Source organism: Nonomuraea sp. NPDC050680, from assembly GCF_040654555.1.
GTDB lineage: Bacteria > Actinomycetota > Actinomycetes > Streptosporangiales > Streptosporangiaceae > Nonomuraea.
This window is the reverse complement of sequence record NZ_JBFAIF010000001.1, coordinates 43978-60578: the sequence shown is the minus strand read 5'-3', so window position 1 is coordinate 60578 and position 16601 is coordinate 43978. Positions and strand designations below refer to the sequence as shown.

Sequence of the window (16601 nt, the reverse complement as noted above, 5' to 3'; positions counted from 1 at the left end):
GGTCGAGCTGGGCGTAGGGCACGCGTGCGAGGCGGTAGCCTCTTCAGGTTGGAGAAAAGAACGTCAAGTGGGAAACGTGAAAAGGGAGAGGCCGTGACCGGTCTGGTCGTTGCCATGGACGGTCCTGCGGGGTCGGGCAAGTCGAGCGTGTCGCGTGGAGTCGCTCGCGCACTCGGGTTGCGCTACCTGGACACCGGGGCGATGTACCGGGCGATGACCTGGTGGATGCTCCAGCAGGGCATCGATCTGGCCGATCCCGCCGCTGTCGCGGCTCGCGCGGGCGAGCCCGAGATCGCCTGTGGCACCGACCCCGACGGCCCGTCCATCCACGTCGGCGGTGTCGACGTGGCCGGGCCGATCAGGGAGGCCGAGGTCACCGGGGCGGTCTCCGTCGTCGCGGCGGTGCCCGAGGTGCGAGCGCGTCTCGTGGACCTGCAGCGGGAGATCATCGGCGCCGGCGACATCGTGGTCGAGGGCCGCGACATCGGCAGCGTGGTCGCCCCCGACGCCACGGTCAAGGTCTATCTGACGGCCAGCGCCGAGGCCCGTGCCCTGCGCCGTACGGCGGAGCTGAGCGGCACCACGGTGGAGGCGCAGCAGGCCGCCATGGCCAAGCGTGACACCCTCGACTCCACTCGCAAGGCGGATCCACTCTCGATGGCGGCTGGCGCCGTCGAGCTCGACACCACGCCGCTGACCCTCGAAGAGGTCATCGGCGAGGTGCTGAGTCTGATCAAGGAGCGCACCTGACAAGGGTGCGGTACTCACAAAGGATGAAAAATCGTGTCAACGGGGGATTGGGTCGAGGCTGAACTCGACGATCTCGCAGTATCCGACGACGTCGCCGACAGCGGCCCGGTGCCGGTCGTGGCCATCGTCGGTCGCCCGAACGTAGGCAAGTCCACGCTGGTCAACCGCATCATCGGCCGCCGCGAGGCGGTCGTCGAAGACGTGCCGGGCGTCACCCGCGACCGCGTCACCTACGACGCCAACTGGCGCGGGCGCCGCTTCACGGTCGTCGACACCGGCGGCTGGGACCCCGAGGCCACCGGGATGAACCTGCGCATCGCCGACCAGGCGCGGGTCGCGGTCGAGCTGGCCGACGTGATCGTGTTCGTCGTCGACGCCACCGTGGGCGCGACCGACGCCGACGAGACGGTCGGCTCGGTGCTCCGCCAGTCGGGCAAGCCGGTCATCCTGGCCGCCAACAAGGTCGACAACCAGCAGGTGGAGCTGGAGGCAGCCGCGCTCTGGGCGCTCGGCCTCGGCGAGCCGCAGCCGGTGTCGGCACTGCACGGCCGCTCCAGCGGAGACCTGCTCGACGTGATCCTCGACGCGCTGCCGGAGACGCCGGAGCTGAGGTTCGACGCCGAACGCGGCCCCTACCGGGTGGCGCTGCTCGGCAAGCCCAACGTCGGTAAGTCCTCGCTGCTCAACAAGCTGGCGGGGGAGGAGCGAGTGCTGGTCGACCCGATGGCGGGCACCACCCGCGACCCCGTCGACGAGCTGATCGAGCTGGGCGGCAAGACCTGGCGCTTCGTCGACACCGCCGGCATCAGGCGGCGCGACCGCGAGCTGCAGGGCGCCGACTTCTACGCCGCCATGCGCACCCGAGCCGCCCTCGAACGCTCCGAGGTGGCGATCGTCCTCATCGACGCCAGCGAGGTGCTCACCGAGCAGGACCTGCGGATCATCAGCCTGGTGATCGAGTCGGGCCGGGCGATGGTCGTCGCGTTCAACAAGTGGGACCTGGTCGACGAGGACCGCCGCTACTACCTGGAGAGGGAGATCGACCGGCAGCTCGTCCGCACTCCGTGGGCGCTGCGGGTCAACATCTCCGCCAAGACCGGACGCCACATGGACCGGCTCGTCCCGGCGCTGGAGAAGGCGCTCGGCTCATGGTCGACGCGGGTGCCGACGGCCAGGCTCAACGCGTTCCTGACCGAGCTGGTGCACCAGACGCCGCCGCCGGTGCGGGGTGGCAAGCAGCCGAAGATCCTCTTCGCCACTCAGGCGTCGGTGGAGCCGCCCAAGTTCGTGCTGTTCACCTCGGGCTGGCTGGAGGACACCTACCGGCGCTTCATCGAGCGCCGGATCCGCGAGGAGTTCGGCTTCGCCGGGTCCCCGATCGACGTGACGATGAAGATCCGGGAGAAGCGGAAGAGCGGCGGCCAGCCCGCCAAGAAGTAGCTCCGGCCCAGGTACGGTCCGGCTCTGTCCGGGCCGGGCCTGGGAGTGGATGGGGTCAGACCGGCTGGGGCTGGGGTTCTTCCGCGGGTGCCTTGGCGTGCCTGCGTACGGCACGGTAGGCGGCGATCACCGCCCAGAGCTGGCCCAGCCCCACGACGGCGTGCAGACCGTACACGAACAGGCTGGCCAGCGGTGTGTCGTTCTTCGTGGCGCCGGCGAGCCCGGCCAGCGGGAAGACGACGAGCATCTGGACCGCGCTGAGCACCAGGGGAGCGGCGCACAGCGCGATCAGCTTGCCTGGCACCTTCGCCAGCGCCGCGACGACGGTGGCCACGAGGGAGACGGCCGGGATGACGAACAGGCCGTTCGCGGCGTGCAGGCCGATCGCCGCGGGATCCGTGCCCGTGGGCCGCGGCATCTGGAACGCGCCGAACGTGGCCAGGTAGAACTGCAGGATCACCACGACGATCTGCGCGACGGCGCATCCGACCAGGGCTCTGCGCATGCCGACCTCCTCCGGGGGGACAGGTTGCCCCGAGTGTGCTCGGCGACCGGCCGTTGGATAACCCCTATCCGGCCCCTGTACGGCGTACTGCGGCAAATCGGGTTGCCGACGTTCGCCGGCGATGTCTATGATCACCGGCAACGCGTAGACGGAGACAAGTAACCGAAGGCCCGCGCGGGTCCAGAGAGCCGCCGGCAGCTGTGAAGGCGGCCTCGCGCCCCTTCGGCGAAGACACTCCCGAGTGCGGGGAGGAAATGCCCCGCCGGTCTGACCCCCGTCATCGGGTCGTGGAGGCCGCCCCCGCGTGGGCGGCGAAAGTGCGGTGGCACCGGGAGTTCCCTTCTCCCCCGCACTCCCAAGGGATCATGCAACTCGTGAGGAGCTGTGATGATCTCTCGTGTCCTGTCGGCGGAGCTCGCTGAGCACGCCGGACAACGAGTGACGATCGCCGGCTGGGTACATCGCCGCCGGCGGCTGAAATCCGTGTCCTTCCTGGTCGTCAGGGACCGCAGCGGGCTCGCCCAGGTGGTGGCGCCCGGCGTGGTCCCGGGTGAGGAGCCCGGCGTGGTTCCGGGCGAGGAGACGGTCGTGCGGGTGACGGGCGTCGTGACCGCGAACCCGCAGGCGCCGGGCGGCGTCGAGCTCACCGAGCCGGAGATCGAGGTACTGGCCGAGCCCACTGAGGCGCCGCCGTTCGACCTCTACCGGCCGGTCGTGCCCGCGGCGCTGCCCACGATCCTTGACCACGCGCCGGTCGCGCTGCGCCATCCGCGGCTCAGGGCGCCGCTGGAGATCTCGGCGACGAGCGTGGCCGGGTTCCGCCGGACGCTGGACCGGCTGGGGTTCACCGAGATCCACACGCCCAAGATTGTCGCCTCGGCCACCGAGTCGGGCGCGAACGTCTTCGGCATCGACTACTTCGGCCGCCCCGCCTACCTGGCGCAGTCGCCGCAGTTCTACAAGCAGGCGATGGTCGGTGTGTTCGAGCGGGTCTACGAGGTGGGGCCGGTCTTCCGGGCCGAGCCGCACGACACGGTCCGCCACCTGGCCCAGTACACCAGCCTGGACGCCGAGCTGGGCTTCGTGCGCGACCACCGTGACGTGATGGCGGTGCTGCGCGAGGCGGTGGCGGGCATGGTGGAGGCGGTACGGGGGCAGCCCGCGGTCGACCTGCTGGATGTCACGCTGCCGGAGGTGCCCGCCGAGATCCCGGCGATCCATTTCACCGAGGCGCAGCGGCTCACAGGCGACTTCGAGCCGGACCTCTCGCCGGAACAGGAGCGGTGGCTGTCGGAGTGGGCGGTGCGGGAGCACGGGTCGGAGTTCCTGTTCGTCACGGGGTATCCGATGGCCAAGCGGCCGTTCTACACCCATCCGGACCCGCTGCGTGAGGGGTACTCGAACGGGTTCGACCTGCTTTTCCGGGGGTTGGAGCTGGTCACGGGCGGGCAGCGGCTGCACAGGTACCAGGACTACCTCGACGCGCTCGCCGCGCGTGGGGAGGGTATCGGGCCGTATGAGGGGTATCTGCAGGCGTTCGCACACGGCATGCCACCGCATGGCGGGTTCGCCCTGGGCCTCGAGCGCTGGACCGCGCGCCTGGTCGGCGCCGCGAACATCCGCCAGGCCACGCTGTTCCCGCGCGACCTGCACCGGCTCTCTCCGTAGAAGCGTCATCTCGTACGGCACCGCACGGCCTGACGCCAGACCCCCTTCGACCCCGGCCCTCTGATCCGGTCATCCCCGGCCCGCGAGCAGTGGCATCGCCTTGCCCGGGCCGGGGCAACGCCTCATCCATCGGCGGCGGATCGTGACGCATATCGATAGATGCGCGGTTCCAGGGAATCGATCGCTAGCATCGCCGGATGCTTACTCTTCCGGCAGCGGCCCGGCAGCAGACCGGGCGGCGCATGGCCTGGCTCGACGCCCTCCGTGGCATCGCCGCTGTGGTGGTGGTCTTCGAGCATGCGTTGAAGCCCCTGCTGCCCGAGATGGAGTCGCCGGTCAAGGCGGCCTTCGAGCCCGGCTGGTATGGGGTGATGGTGTTCTTCCTGGTCAGCGGCTATATCGTGCCCGCGTCGCTGGAGCGGCGAGGCAGCATACGGGCTTTCTGGATCTCGCGTTTCTTCCGGTTGTATCCGCTGTTCGGGGTATGCGTGGCGGGCATGGCGTTGCTGGCGGCAGTGGGCTGGGACGCCCCGCATATCTGGTGGAGTTCGCGGCCGGTCTCCCTGGCGCTGGGTCATCTGACGATGATGCAGAATCTGCTGTATGTGCCGAACGTGGTCAACGTCCTGTGGACGCTCTCCTACGAGATGGCCTTCTACCTGCTGCTGACCGCGATGTTCAGCCTCGGCGTGCACCGGCGGAGTGCCGTCGGCGCTCTCGGCTTCGCCGCGGCGGCCGTGGTGGGTGCGGGCGCGCTGCCGGTCGCGCTGCTGTCGGCCGGCGGATCGGGGCGGATGCTGGCGGTCGTGCTGGTGGTGACCGCACTGCTGGCGGCGGGACTGGCCGCGGTGCTCAAAGGCACAACCGGGATACGGTACGCGGGCGCCGTCGTCCTGGGGGTCACCGTGCTGGTTCTGCTGGCGGTCAATCAGAGCTATCCCGGCCCGTGGCAGGGGCTGCTGATCTTGGCCACCATGTTCGCCGGCACGGTGCTGTATCGGGCTGAGCAGGGGGAGATCTCCTGGAAACAAGCTGGTTGGGTGGCCCTGGTGCCGCTGGCCGGGGTCTGGCTGGCGCGTGCTGAGCTCGGCGTTCAGACGGCCACGGTCGCGGCCTGGATGACCTTCGTCGTCGGGATGGCACTGCGGCACCGGAGGGTGCCACGGGTGCTTGCATGGCTGGGACTGGTCAGCTACTCGATCTATGTGCTCCACCCGCTGCTCCTGGAGAGCGTCGAGCCCTTCTGGCCCGAGCCGCTGGCTGTGCCGTTGTACGCACGGCTGGCGGTTCTGGCCGGCGTGCTGGGGTTGCTGCTTGGGGCCAGCGCGGTGACAAGGCGTTTCGTGGAGCTTCCAGCGCAACGGCTGGGCAAGCGCCTCGTCTCAGGCGCTGGCTGAGGCCGAGACGGTGGTCAGGCGGCTTTCACCGGGCACGGGGGAGAAAGGCGGCGACCATCGCGCCCAGGAGGCAGATCAGCGCCGTGACGAAGAACATCTCCGTGTATTCCAGATGCAGCGCCGCGTCCACCTTCGCGAGGTACTCGCTCAGCTGCTTGGCGTACACGGCCGGTTCCACCCCCACCGGCAGCGGCGTGTCGAGGCCCGCGGTCAGCGACTGGAATCGGTGGAATCCCCACGCCGACACCCCCGCGATGCCGATCAGCATGCCCATCATCCTGGCCACCACCACCGCCGCAGAGGCCACCCCGTGCTGCGTGGCAGGCGTCACCCGGAGTACCGCCGCCGACACGGGCGCGATGACCAGCCCCAGCCCCAGCCCGGCCACGACCAGTGAGAGGTCCATCATCAGGCCGGCGTTCGCCAGGTCGAGCGGCCAGCGGCTCATCACGCCGTACCCGGCCGTGGCCACGATCAGGCCCGCCACCGCCACCACCCGGTCGCCGAGCCGGCGGGCCAGCAGGCCGCCCAGCAGGGCGCCCACCGGGAGCGCGATCAGGAACCTGGCCAGCACCAGCGCCGCGTCCAACGTGTCCAGGTCGAGCAGCGTCTGTGCCGTGAACTGGACGAACACCATGGTGATCAGCAGCGCGGCCCCGGTCAGGAAGCTCACGCCCAGCGTGGCCAGCAGCGGTCCCTTGCGGGTGCCCGTCAGGTCGAGCAGCCGGACCTTCGACCGCATCTCCCACCAGACGAACGCCGCCCCGGCCACGACCCCGGCGGCGATCACCGGCAGGCCCCAGGGCGGCAGTACGGTCGTGGCGGGGTCCGGGTTGTACAGGCCCACCACCAGAAGGGCGAGGCTCAGGGCCAGCAACGCGCCGCCGACCCCGTCCACACGCCCGGCCGATGTCTCATTCGAAGGCCCGGAAGACGGCTGCTCCGGGTGTTCGGACGGAGTCCTGTCCATGGGAGCGGGACCGGAAGGAGTCCGTTGAGCGCGTGGTGAGGGGACGGTCAGGTGGACTGCGATGGCGGCCAGTGCCGCCAGCGGCAGGTTGATCCAGAAGATGGCGTGCCAGCCGCCCAGCTCGATCCCGAACACCGTCGTGCTCGGCAGCAGGGCCAGCACCCCGCCGTACAGCGGGCCGAGCGCGCTGCCCAGCTCCTGCGCCGCGCCGACCGCGCCGAGCGCGACCGGGCGCTCGTGCTCGTGCCACAGGTCGCCGATGAGCGCCATCGTGATCGGCAGCAGCGCGCCTCCCGCGATCCCCTGGATCGTCCGGCCGGCCACCACCATCACCTCTCCGGACGCCAGCGCGGTCAGCACCGAGCCGAGCGCGAACGCCGCCAGGCAGGCGTGGATGAGGGGACGCCGGCCGTACCGGTCGGAGAGCTGGCCGAGCAGCGGCATCGCGGCGATGTAGCCGAGCAGGAACCCGGTGACCACCGGTGTGGCCCGCTCCAGGCGGTTGGTGGGGATGCCCACGTCGGTGGCGATGTCGAGCAGGACGGTCACGACCACGTACGCGTCGAGGGCGGCCAGCAGCACCACCGCGCCGCCGACGCCGAGCGCGACCCGGCGGGCGCGCCTCATCCGGCGGCGGGCGGCGTGATCGTCACCGGCGCGTCGAAGTCGCTGAGCGACACGGTCACCGTGCCGTCCTGCAGCGGCAGTTCGAGCTTGGTGAGCCGGCTGGTGGCCTTGTCCACCCAGAGCTTGCCGTTGACGCCCTGCGTGACACCGGGGATGAGGGTGCCGAGGACCTGACCGGAGAACGCGGTGGCCACCCGGTAGGCGCCGCTCTCCTCGGCCTCCACGCGCGGGTCGGTGGCCGTGCCGAGCAGCTGCGCGAGGCCCTTGGACGGGTCGAGGATCCGCGACGGGTCGTAAAGCTGCGCCAGGTCCTTCCTGGTCATCTTCTGGAAGCCGCCCGTCGGCCCCTTGAAGTGGACGGTGTCGCCGACCAGGGCGAAGGTGATCTCCTGAAGGCTGCCCAGCACCTCGATGGTGATCGTGCCGTCGGCGTCACCGGCGGCCGTCAGTCTGCCGTCGGCCTTCTTCACCGGCACCTTGGGCTTGCCGTCCGTGGCGATGGAGAAGGTGGCCGACTTGACCACCTTCATGGCCTCGGCGGACTTCTTCAGCAGGTCGGGTCCGGCGGGCAGCTCGCTTCCGCCGCCGCTTGATGAGCAGGCGGACACCAGCGCGAAGACGACGACGAACAGCAGCTTTCGGAGCATGAGCGGATCGTAGCGAGCGCCCGGAACGATCGTGCGCCGTCGGGCATATCGGTTAGGTGTCGGCCCGGCCGTTCAGCGCAGCTTCTTCAGGTGCTCGACGATCGGCTCGTAAGCCGCCACCAGCGCGTCCAGTTGGTCGTCGGTGAGCCGGTCGACGAAATGCTCCCTGACACTGGTCACGTGATCAGGCGCGACCCGCTCGATCGTGGCCCAGCCCTCGCTCGTGAGCACCGCGAACGTGCCCCGCCGGTCGTCGTGGCAGTCCTCCCTGACGACGAGTCCCTTGGCCTCCATGCGGGAGATCTGGTGCGACAGCCGGCTGCGTGACTGGATGGTCGCGTCGGCCAGGTCGCTCATCCGCATCCGGTGGTCGGGGCTCTCCGAGAGGTTGACCAGGATCTCATAGTCGTTCACCGAGAGGGCGTGCTCCTGCAGCTCGCGGTCGAGCCGGTGCATGAGCAGCTTGTGCAGGGCCAGGTGGGTACGCCAGGCACGCTGCTCGGCGGGGGAAAGCCAGCGAGGCGCGCTCATCGAGACTCCTCGAGCGTGGATACCCCCGTCTTCAGGCGAGGGAGGAGGTCAAGATCTCCAATCTAGCGCACAGAATAGAGTGAGCCGTTGTGGCGGAGAACTCGGGTGAGAGTCTGGGCACCGTTCTGGTCGCGGGCGGTGCGAACCTGGCCATCGCGGTGGCCAAGCTGATCGCGGGCCTGATCGGCGGTTCGGCGGCGATGCTGTCAGAGGCGGCCCACTCGGCCGCGGACACGGTGACGGAGCTCCTGCTCCTGGTCTCCGTACGCCGGGCCCAACGGCCCGCTGACCCGCGCCATCCCTTCGGGCACGGCATGGCGGGCTTCTTCTGGGCGATGATGGCGGCGGTCGCGACCCTGGTCGGTGGCGCGGGGTTCTCCATCACGCACGGCGTGCACGAGATCAGCCACGGCGAGCGGCTCGGCAACCTCATCCCGTCCTACATCGTGCTGGCCCTCTCCTTCGCGATCGAGGGCATGTCCTTCCTCAACGCGCTCGCGCAGCTGCGCAGGGAGGCGCGCAGGCATGACGTCAGCCCGTTCCGGCTGGTCTCGATCACCTCGGACACCGCGCTGAAGGCCGTCGTGTACGAGGACGCGGCCGCGCTGATCGGGCTACTGATCGCGGCGCTGGGCCTGCTCGGCTACCAGGTGACCGGCTCGCCCGTGTGGGACGGCGCGGCGTCGATCGCGATCGGTGTGCTCCTGCTGGTGGCCGCGCTCACGCTGATCCGGTCGAACGTGTCGCTGCTGATCGGCCAGTCCGCTCCGGGCCCGATGGAGGAGGAGATCCGCGCGGTGCTGGTGGGGCAGCCCGAGGTGGAGAGCGTGGTCGAGCTGCTCACCATGATGCTGGGCCCGGGCAGCCTCCTGGTGGCCGCGAAGATCGACTTCCGGGACGACGCGACCGCCGGGGGAGTGGAGATCGCCTGCGACGAGCTGGACCGCCGGCTGCGGGAGCGCTATCCCGGCATCTCCCAGGTGTTTCTGGATCCGACTCCGACCCGGCGCCGTTAGTGCAGGGCCATGACCACGGCAAGGCCGACGACGTGCATGAGCACGACCGCGGCGATCAGCGAGACGAACACGAACTTGGCCGGCCCGTGCTCGAAGGTCTTACCCTCTTCGAGCGGCTTGCGCTGGGCCATCCGGTCGGCGATTCGCTCCTCGACTGACTTGCTGTAGAACATACGCTCAGTTTATCCGCTCAAGGGAAATTGCTCGGCTGGTGAGTCTGTGATAACGGCCACTACGATGTCGCCCTCGGCGGTCCATTCGAGCAGGTGACGGCCCGCCACGTCGGCGTCGGCCGCCCGCAGCCCGTCGAGGGTCAGCTCGCCGCGCTTGATCAGGGCCTCCTTGCGGGTCCAGTGCCTGATCAGCTCTTCGTTGGTGGTGACCGCCGCCAGCTCCCGCTCGGTGAGCGCCCGGCCGGCGAGCAGCCGGTCGAACGGGCCCGGCGGCACGCGTTCGGCGTCGATGCCCACCCGGCCCTCACCGGCCGCCGCGCAGACGTAGCCGCGCGTGTGGCTGAGGCTGACGCCCAGGGAGGGGGCCTGCTCGATGTACGGGCGGCCGTGGCCGGGGCCGTGCACCTCGCAGTGCTGTAACAGGGTCAGCCCGGCCGGATCGGTGTCGAGCACCGCGGCGGCGCAGAGGCGTACGAGCAGGTGGGCCGCCGTGAACGAGCGGCGGTCGGGCTCGAACGCGAACCGGGCGGCGCGCGCCCGCTCGACGTCGGTCAGCCAGTCTTCTGGGGCGAGCACCTCGTCGGGGCGCCCACCCATCGCCACGGGGCCGATCGTCAGTCCTTCTTCTTGGTGCTGCTGTCCAGGTTGTACTGGTCCTCTTTGGCCGCGCCGAGCACGGTCACGTCGTGGACCTTCCAGACGCCCTTCTCCTTGACCAGGCTGATCTTCAGATGGGAGTCCTTGACCGAGCGTATCGCCTCCGAGGTGTTCACCTGCTGGTCGACCACGACGATGGCGTGCGCGGTGGCCTCGTCGACGTCCGAGAGGTAGACCTCGCGGACGTTGGCCTGCGAGACGGCCTTGAGCTTGACGATGACCTGGGCCATCGCGCCGCCGAACGCCTCGTCGTAGGTGGCCAGGAAGTCCCCGGTGGCCTGGGCCGTCAGCGTGGCGCGGGTGGCCTGGAGGTTCTGGTAGTCGTAGCTGAGCAGCGCCTTGCCGAACGAACTGGCCGCGCCCGAGACCTCCAGCCGCAGGGCGCGCTCGTTCTCCAGCCGGGCCAGCGAGTCGCGGGCCTGGCCCGCGGAGATCCACTGCAGCGCCGCCGTGGCGGCCAGCGCGGCCACCAGCAGGGCCACCACCGCCACCAGGATCCGGCCACGCCCCAGCCCCGACCGCCCAGCCCCGACCACCCCACCGCTTTCCGAGACACCGCCGTCCGAGGGGCCGCTGTCAGAGGAGACGCCTTCCGAGGGGCTGGCGTCCGAGACCGCGTTGTCCGCCCCCGCGCTGGCCGAGGGCTCCTGAGGAGGGCCGTCCGAGGCGGTCGGGTTGGCCTCCTCCGCGGCGCTCTGCTGTTCCTCGGCGAGGTCCTGCTTGGTGGTCATGCGTTCTCCTCACGCCGGCGGGCGGCTCGGCCCACCGCGATCCACCCCAAGATGCCACCACTCGCCGCCACCGCGAGGAAGATCGCGGCAATCAGCGGAGCGGTGTCCACCGGGGTACGGGACGCGGGCCCGGAAGCCGCGGCGGGCGACTTCGCGCCCGCCGCCGCCGGGGTCCGCTCGGGCTGTGCGGTGGCCTTGGCCTGGGCTTCCGGCCGCCTGGTCGGCTCTGTGTCTCTGTCCTTACGGGGATGGTCGGCGGCGTCTTCCGTACGGACCGGTTCGTCCGTGGCGCGGTCGGGGCAGGCGCGCAGGCGGGGCACGATGGGCGGTCCTACAGGACCCGCGTACTCCTCCGCCGGCTGCGGCCCGCCCGGGACACTGAAGATGAACGACGCCTTGCCGTACACCGTGTTTCCCTCTCTCACACTGATGTCGTCCGCCAGGCTCAGCGCGGTCGGCACGATGCTCAGCAGGTGGTGCACGTTCCGCTCGGTCTCGGCGGAGAACACCGGTTTGTGCGGCAGGCCCGCCGCGGTCAGCAGGCACGACAGGCCCGGTCTGGCCCGCTTGATGGCCCGGTCGAGCTGCCCGAACACGCCCGGTCCCTGGTCCAGGAAGGTGTCGAGATCGGTACGCGACTCGCGCAGCGTGGCCGTCACCGTGCTCAGGTCCGTGATGCCCGAAGCCAGCTTGTCCTTCCTGCCCGCCAGCGTGTGGGTGAGCTGGGTGAGCTGCACGGACAGGTCGTCGAGCACCTGGGAGTTGTCGGCCAGCGTGCCGGTCAGGTCGTGCGCGTCCTCGATGATGTCCCTGATCGACGACGACCGGCCGTCCAGCGCCACCGCCAGCTCGTGCGTGATCGTCTTGGCGTCCTTGGGCGGCACCGCGGACAGCAGCTTGCCGACGCCCTCGAACAGCTTGCGGTAGTCCAGCGGCACCGTGGTCTTGGACAGCGGGATCACGTCGCCGGCCGCGAGCGTCGGGCCGTTCACGCCGGTCGCGGGCGGCGACAGCTCCACGTACGGCTCGCCGATCGCGGACTTGCGCCGCACCTCGGCCGTGGCGGCCTTCGGCAGCCGGATCTCCTTGTCGATGTCCAGGCCCACGACGATCTTGCCGGGCGCCAGCCGTACGTCCCCGACCTTCCCCACCCGGACACCCAGGTAGGCGACGTCGAAACCGCGGACCAGGCCGGGGGAGGAGACGAACTCCGCCGACACCCGGTAGGGCTGGGTGATCGCGTCGAGCTTGATGATCGTGCTGAACGCCCAGATCGTCATCACGATACCCAGGACGACGAAGAAGCCGAGGTTCAGGTAGATGCGGCGGTTTCTCATCGCGGCGGCTCCCAGAGCAGGCGGAAGTCCGCCACCCGGTTGGGCAGCAGACCCGTCTTGCCGTCAGGCAGCAAGCCCGTCTTGCCGTTCGGCAGGAGTCCCTTGTGCTGCGGCGTCAGCAGGCCCTTCAGCCACACGTAGATCAGCACCTGGCCGTTGACCGTGATCGGCGGCGTGTCGATGAACGCCTGCAGCTTGGCCACCAGCGCCTTCAGGTCCTCCTTGCCGCGCAGCATCGAGGAGGTGATCGCGTCGAGCTCGCGCAGCAGCGTGCGCAGCCGGGCGGCGTGCCGCGGATAGACCGTGAGGTTGGCCTCCTTGGCCAGGTCGGTCAGTGCGATGATGGCCGTCTTCACGTGCCTGCGGCCGTGCGCGATGCGGGCCGTGGCCGCCGCCAGCGTGCCGGGCAGCCGGTCCAGCTCCTTGCTGCCCTTGGCGAGCTGGTCGCCCAGCTTGGCCAGGGCGTCCACGGTGGTGGCGATGTCCTGGCGGGCGGCGGCGTAGGTGTCGGTCACCTCGGCCGTCTGCTTGATCAGTTTGTTGACGTCGGCGCCCTTGCCGGCGAACGCGGTCGAGGCGGCGTCGAGGATGGCGTTGACGTCCTGCGTGCCGAGCGCCTCGATGAGCGGCCCGGCCTTCGCGGTGACCTGCTCGATGTCCGGCTCGACCGAGGTGTCGGTGATCGTGGCGCCGCTCTTGAGGAAGGGGCCCATCGACAGGTCCTTGCCGGCGGGCGGCGTGAGCTGGACGTAGTTCTCGCCCAGCACCGAGGTCTTGGCCACCGTCGCCGTGCTGCCCTCGGGCACCGGGTGCTCCGGCATGATCGACATGGTCACCCTGGCCTGGTAGCCCTGCAGCCGGATGCCGGTCACCGTGCCCACCCGTACGTCAGAGATCTGCACGCTGTGCCCGGCGACCAGGCTCTGGACGTCGTCGAAGGTGGCGTTGATGGTCAGGTCGCCGCCGGCGGCGCCGAGCGTCTGGAGCGAGCAGGACGCGGTGATGCCCAGTGCGAGCAGCCCGGACAGGACACGTGCCTTCATCGGTTCTTCTTCCCCTGCTCGTAGGGGCAGTTGCTGAGGCCGGCGGGCAGGCACGGCACCTTGCCGAGGTTCAGGGCGTCGAACAACGGGGTCAGCCAGGCCCTGGTCATCGCGTTGAGCACCACGCGGATCTTCAGCACGTGCTGCTTCTTGTCCCACGAGTCGATCAGGATGTCGGAGAAGTCGGCCGCGCCCTTGATCGCCTGAGCCATGGACGCGCTGTTCGCCCGGACCGTCAGCACCAGCTCGGCCAGCGTGCCGGCGGCCTGGGGCAGTCGTTCGGAATAGGCTTCGATGATCACGTCGCCACGGCGCACGAAATCGGCCATGCCCGCGATGAACGTCCGCAGCCGCCGCCGCTCCTCGGCCAGGATGGCGCTGGCCTCGGCGAAGGAGTCGATCGCGCCGGTCACCTGCCCCTGCCGCTTGTTGAGGCTGGTGGCCAGCTTGTTCAGGCCCTTGGCCAGGTCGACGAGCTGCTGGTCCTGCTTGGCCAGCGTGTCGGTGAGCCGCGCGGTGTCGGCGAGCGCGTTGTTGACCGTCTTGCCGCGACCTCTGACGCCGTCGGCGAGGTCGCCCGCGACGTCGCCCAGCTTGTCGGAGTCCAGCGCGTCGGTCAGCTTGGTGAACGCGTCGAGCGCGTCGTCGATCTCCACCGGCAGGTCGGTGCGCTCCAGCGGGATGGTGGCGCCGGAGGCGATCCGCTGGTCGCCGGGCTTCCAGGGCGGGTAGAGCACCACGTTCCGCTCGCCCAGGGTGTTCTGCGGCGCGACCACGGCCTTGACGTTCGCGGGCAGCGGCACCTCCCGGTCGACCGACAGCTCGACCCGCACCTTGTCGCCGTCGATCCGGATGCTCGTCACATATCCGGCGTCGAGCCCCATCACCTTCACCCGCGCCTGCTCGTACAGCGAGGGGGCCTTGCTGAAGATCGCGGTCAACCGGTACGGCTCGGCGCCGAGCAGCGTGCACCCGCCACTGGCCGCCAGCAGCGTGCCGGCCAGCAGGGCCGCCAGTAAACGGGTCATCGGTCGTTCTTCCTGTCCTTGGCGATGGCGCCGAGCACCTCCGGGTCGATGGGGCCCAGGCCCGTGGCTATGGCCTCGAGCCACGGGCCCTGGCCGCCCATCGTGGACAGCCCGGAGAACGTCGGGCCGGCCCACGCCAGGAGCGCGTTGAACTCCTTGTTGCCGCTGTTGAGCTTGGTGGTGATCGCGCCGGTGTCGTCGAGGACCTGGACCAGCGTCTTCTCGTGCTCGTTGATCAGCCGGGTGGTGCTCTGGACGAGGTCGCTGCCGTCGCCGAGCAGCGCGCGCAGCTCGTTGCGGCGCGAGCGCAGCTCGTTCAGCATGACCTCGATGGCGTCGATGAGCCGGCCGAGCTGCTTGTCCTTCCGTTCCAGCACGTTCATGATCTTGGTGCCGTTGTCGAGGAGCTTCTGCAGCTGCGGTTCGCTCTGGCTGATGGTGTCCGACAGGTCGCCGATGTTCTTCAGCAGCTTGGTGATGCGGCCGCGCTTGCTGGTGTCGATCTTGCCCAGCTGGGTGAGCAGGTCGTCCACGGCCTTGGTGTCGAGCTTCTGGACCAGGTGGGTGGCGTCCTTGATGGCGTCGTTGATCAGCGTGGGGATGCCCGTGCGCGTGACCGGGATCCGCCGCTGCGCCTCGGGGAGCTGGTCGATGTACGGGGCGGTGACCGGGCCCGACAGCTTGACGTAGCGGCCGCCGAGCAGGTTGGACAGCGTGATGTCGGCCCGGGTGGCGCGGCCGAGCCGTACGTCGGTGTCGACCTTCCAGGTGACGACCACGTTGCCCTGGCCGTAGTCGGGCCGTACCTCGGTCACCTTGCCGACGCGCACGCCCGCGACCCGGACGTCGTTGCCGGTGCGCAGGCCGCCGGAGTCCACGAACGTGCCGGACATGTAGTAGCCGCCTTCGAGCAGCCCGAGGCTGCCGACGAGGAAGGTGGCCACCAGGACCGCGCCGAGCACCGTCAGCGAGATCAGGCCGACGACGATCTTGTTGCGGTCGCGGAAGGACTTGAGCGCCATCACTCACCGACCATGAGCTTCTGCAGGTCCTTCGAGCTCTGGATCCGCGTGCTGCCGCGCAGCGGGGGCGGCGTCTTCATCGGGTACGGGCAGGGCGCGGCGCTCAGCGCCAGGCACGGGACCGCGGTGATGAAGTAGTGACCGCGATCGACGCTGGAGTAGGCGCGGGCCAGCAGCGGCTGGAAGGTCCCGATCGTCTTGTCGATCTCGTTCACGTGCCGCCTGATGCCGCCGGTCAGCCCGGAGAGGTGGTCGACCAGCGAGCCCAGCTCGTCGGCGTTCTTGCCGAGCACCTCGTCGGAGGTGTGGACGGTGGTCGAAAGCTGCACGATCGCGTCGTCGATCAGCTTGCGGTTGCCGGCGAACGCCTCGGAGAGGGTGACCAGGTTGTCGACGAGCTGCTCGATCTGCTTGTCGCGCTGGGCGACCACGCCGGTGACGGTGGCGTAGTCCTTGAGCAGCCGCTGGATCGTCTGCTTGCGCTCGTTGATCGTGCCGGTGATGGCGTTGACGTTGTCGAGCAGCCGGGGGATGTTCTTGTCGTTGCCCTTCAGGGACTTGGCGGCGGCGGTGAACAGCTGGTTGATCTGGTCCGGGTCCAGGCTGCGGGTCAGCGGGCCGAGGTCGCTCACCAGCTGGCCGATGTCGACCACGGACGACGTGCGGACGACCCGCGAGCCGGGGGCCAGCCTGCCCGGCGCGCTGCCGGGGAGCAGATAGACGACCCGCTGGCCGACCGCGTTGCGCCACCTGATCGCCGCCTCGGTGTCCGACGGCACTCTGATGGCGTCCTGGACCTCCATGGTGATCTCGGCGCGGCCGTTCACCACTTTGATCGTGTCGACCTGTCCCACGGGCGCCCCGGCGATCTTCACCTGGTCGCCCTCCCGCAACCCCGACACATCATCAAATGTCGCGATTAGTTGGTATCCGCTGCCGGTGCTGACCCGGGCGATCTGCACGCTGATCACCACGATCAGCGTCACCGTCAAGCCGACGAACAGCACCACGCGCAGCAGCGTCCACCGGCGGGTCACGCGTTCCCTGGACAGCGCCACG

The 16601-nt window shown here is 69.7% G+C and carries 17 protein-coding genes; 5 read left to right on the top strand and 12 right to left on the bottom strand.

What is annotated here, in order from left to right; genetic code table 11:
- The first annotated feature begins 93 nt into the window (after positions 1-93).
- Together cmk and der are read left to right on the top strand one after the other, a co-directional pair.
- The gene (gene cmk / locus AB0H88_RS00360; protein WP_357639288.1) at positions 94-750 is read left to right on the top strand and encodes a (d)CMP kinase; all 657 of its coding nucleotides are present in this window, start codon (positions 94-96) and stop codon (positions 748-750) included.
- 33 nt (positions 751-783) lie between these two features.
- Positions 784-2190: a ribosome biogenesis GTPase Der gene (der, locus tag AB0H88_RS00355; protein ID WP_357639285.1), complete on the top strand. Its 1407-nt coding sequence runs from the start codon at positions 784-786 to the stop codon at positions 2188-2190.
- A gap of 55 nt (positions 2191-2245) precedes the next feature.
- Here the strand turns inward: der and AB0H88_RS00350 are convergent, their stop codons facing one another.
- On the bottom strand, positions 2246-2695 hold the full coding sequence (locus tag AB0H88_RS00350) for a hypothetical protein (protein ID WP_357639282.1): 450 nt from the start codon (positions 2693-2695) through the stop codon (positions 2246-2248).
- Between the two features lie 387 nt (positions 2696-3082).
- Here AB0H88_RS00350 and aspS point away from each other — a divergent pair, with 387 nt between their 5' ends.
- Both aspS and AB0H88_RS00340 read left to right on the top strand, forming a co-directional pair.
- Positions 3083-4363, top strand: a complete 1281-nt coding sequence (gene aspS / locus AB0H88_RS00345; RefSeq protein WP_357639281.1) for an aspartate--tRNA(Asn) ligase — start codon at positions 3083-3085, stop codon at positions 4361-4363.
- A 242-nt stretch (positions 4364-4605) separates the two neighbouring features.
- Positions 4606-5760 carry an acyltransferase gene (locus AB0H88_RS00340; protein WP_357639279.1) on the top strand — a complete coding sequence of 385 codons (1155 nt, stop codon included), beginning with the start codon at positions 4606-4608 and terminating at the stop codon, positions 5758-5760.
- A gap of 25 nt (positions 5761-5785) precedes the next feature.
- Here AB0H88_RS00340 and AB0H88_RS00335 read toward each other — a convergent pair whose 3' ends face one another.
- The 3 genes from AB0H88_RS00335 to AB0H88_RS00325 all read right to left on the bottom strand — a co-directional run bounded on the left by AB0H88_RS00335 (position 5786) and on the right by AB0H88_RS00325 (position 8535).
- Positions 5786-7357, bottom strand: a complete 1572-nt coding sequence (locus AB0H88_RS00335) for an MFS transporter (RefSeq protein ID WP_357639276.1) — start codon at positions 7355-7357, stop codon at positions 5786-5788.
- Positions 7354-8004: an LppX_LprAFG lipoprotein gene (locus tag AB0H88_RS00330; protein WP_357639273.1), complete on the bottom strand. Its 651-nt coding sequence runs from the start codon at positions 8002-8004 to the stop codon at positions 7354-7356. The genes AB0H88_RS00335 and AB0H88_RS00330 overlap by 4 nt, the downstream gene beginning before the upstream one ends.
- Before the next feature lie 72 nt (positions 8005-8076).
- The gene (locus tag AB0H88_RS00325; RefSeq protein ID WP_357639270.1) at positions 8077-8535 is read right to left on the bottom strand and encodes a MarR family transcriptional regulator; all 459 of its coding nucleotides are present in this window, start codon (positions 8533-8535) and stop codon (positions 8077-8079) included.
- 89 nt (positions 8536-8624) lie between these two features.
- Here AB0H88_RS00325 and AB0H88_RS00320 point away from each other — a divergent pair, with 89 nt between their 5' ends.
- The gene (locus tag AB0H88_RS00320; protein WP_357639267.1) at positions 8625-9551 is read left to right on the top strand and encodes a cation diffusion facilitator family transporter; all 927 of its coding nucleotides are present in this window, start codon (positions 8625-8627) and stop codon (positions 9549-9551) included.
- Here the strand turns inward: AB0H88_RS00320 and AB0H88_RS00315 are convergent.
- From AB0H88_RS00315 to AB0H88_RS00280, 8 genes are read right to left on the bottom strand one after another with little or no spacing between them, the layout of a single operon-like run.
- On the bottom strand, positions 9548-9724 hold the full coding sequence (locus AB0H88_RS00315; protein WP_357639265.1) for a hypothetical protein: 177 nt from the start codon (positions 9722-9724) through the stop codon (positions 9548-9550). The genes AB0H88_RS00320 and AB0H88_RS00315 overlap by 4 nt on opposite strands.
- Positions 9725-9733: 9 nt before the next feature.
- A complete protein-coding gene (locus tag AB0H88_RS00310) occupies positions 9734-10321 on the bottom strand; it encodes a 4'-phosphopantetheinyl transferase superfamily protein (RefSeq protein ID WP_357641947.1) in 588 nt (195 codons plus the stop codon).
- Positions 10322-10338: 17 nt separating this feature from the next.
- Complete coding sequence (locus tag AB0H88_RS00305) at positions 10339-11112, bottom strand: hypothetical protein (RefSeq protein ID WP_357639263.1); 774 nt, start codon at positions 11110-11112, stop codon at positions 10339-10341.
- On the bottom strand, positions 11109-12449 hold the full coding sequence (locus AB0H88_RS00300; RefSeq protein WP_357639260.1) for an MCE family protein: 1341 nt from the start codon (positions 12447-12449) through the stop codon (positions 11109-11111). Before AB0H88_RS00300 ends, AB0H88_RS00305 begins: the two co-directional genes overlap by 4 nt.
- Positions 12446-13492: an MlaD family protein gene (locus tag AB0H88_RS00295; RefSeq protein WP_357639257.1), complete on the bottom strand. Its 1047-nt coding sequence runs from the start codon at positions 13490-13492 to the stop codon at positions 12446-12448. Before AB0H88_RS00295 ends, AB0H88_RS00300 begins: the two co-directional genes overlap by 4 nt.
- Complete coding sequence (locus AB0H88_RS00290; RefSeq protein WP_357639254.1) at positions 13489-14520, bottom strand: MCE family protein; 1032 nt, start codon at positions 14518-14520, stop codon at positions 13489-13491. Before AB0H88_RS00290 ends, AB0H88_RS00295 begins: the two co-directional genes overlap by 4 nt.
- Positions 14517-15542 (bottom strand): MlaD family protein, encoded by a 1026-nt coding sequence (locus tag AB0H88_RS00285; RefSeq protein ID WP_357641945.1) that lies wholly within the window; start codon positions 15540-15542, stop codon positions 14517-14519. The genes AB0H88_RS00290 and AB0H88_RS00285 overlap by 4 nt, the downstream gene beginning before the upstream one ends.
- On the bottom strand, positions 15542-16600 hold the full coding sequence (locus AB0H88_RS00280) for an MlaD family protein (RefSeq protein WP_357639251.1): 1059 nt from the start codon (positions 16598-16600) through the stop codon (positions 15542-15544). Before AB0H88_RS00280 ends, AB0H88_RS00285 begins: the two co-directional genes overlap by 1 nt.
- Between the last annotated feature and the right edge of the window lies 1 nt (position 16601).

Coding starts and splice junctions, on each gene's coding strand:
- AB0H88_RS00330 (WP_357639273.1), bottom strand. CDS start 8,004: ATGCTCCGAAAGCTGCTGTTCGTCGTCGTCTTCGCGCTGGTGTCCGCC.
- AB0H88_RS00300 (WP_357639260.1), bottom strand. CDS start 12,449: ATGAGAAACCGCCGCATCTACCTGAACCTCGGCTTCTTCGTCGTCCTG.
- AB0H88_RS00335 (WP_357639276.1), bottom strand. CDS start 7,357: ATGAGGCGCGCCCGCCGGGTCGCGCTCGGCGTCGGCGGCGCGGTGGTG.
- AB0H88_RS00350 (WP_357639282.1), bottom strand. CDS start 2,695: ATGCGCAGAGCCCTGGTCGGATGCGCCGTCGCGCAGATCGTCGTGGTG.
- AB0H88_RS00340 (WP_357639279.1), top strand. CDS start 4,606: ATGGCCTGGCTCGACGCCCTCCGTGGCATCGCCGCTGTGGTGGTGGTC.
- AB0H88_RS00315 (WP_357639265.1), bottom strand. CDS start 9,724: ATGTTCTACAGCAAGTCAGTCGAGGAGCGAATCGCCGACCGGATGGCC.
- AB0H88_RS00310 (WP_357641947.1), bottom strand. CDS start 10,321: ATGGGTGGGCGCCCCGACGAGGTGCTCGCCCCAGAAGACTGGCTGACC.
- AB0H88_RS00285 (WP_357641945.1), bottom strand. CDS start 15,542: ATGGCGCTCAAGTCCTTCCGCGACCGCAACAAGATCGTCGTCGGCCTG.
- AB0H88_RS00290 (WP_357639254.1), bottom strand. CDS start 14,520: ATGACCCGTTTACTGGCGGCCCTGCTGGCCGGCACGCTGCTGGCGGCC.
- AB0H88_RS00325 (WP_357639270.1), bottom strand. CDS start 8,535: ATGAGCGCGCCTCGCTGGCTTTCCCCCGCCGAGCAGCGTGCCTGGCGT.
- AB0H88_RS00295 (WP_357639257.1), bottom strand. CDS start 13,492: ATGAAGGCACGTGTCCTGTCCGGGCTGCTCGCACTGGGCATCACCGCG.
- AB0H88_RS00305 (WP_357639263.1), bottom strand. CDS start 11,112: ATGACCACCAAGCAGGACCTCGCCGAGGAACAGCAGAGCGCCGCGGAG.
- aspS (WP_357639281.1), top strand. CDS start 3,083: ATGATCTCTCGTGTCCTGTCGGCGGAGCTCGCTGAGCACGCCGGACAA.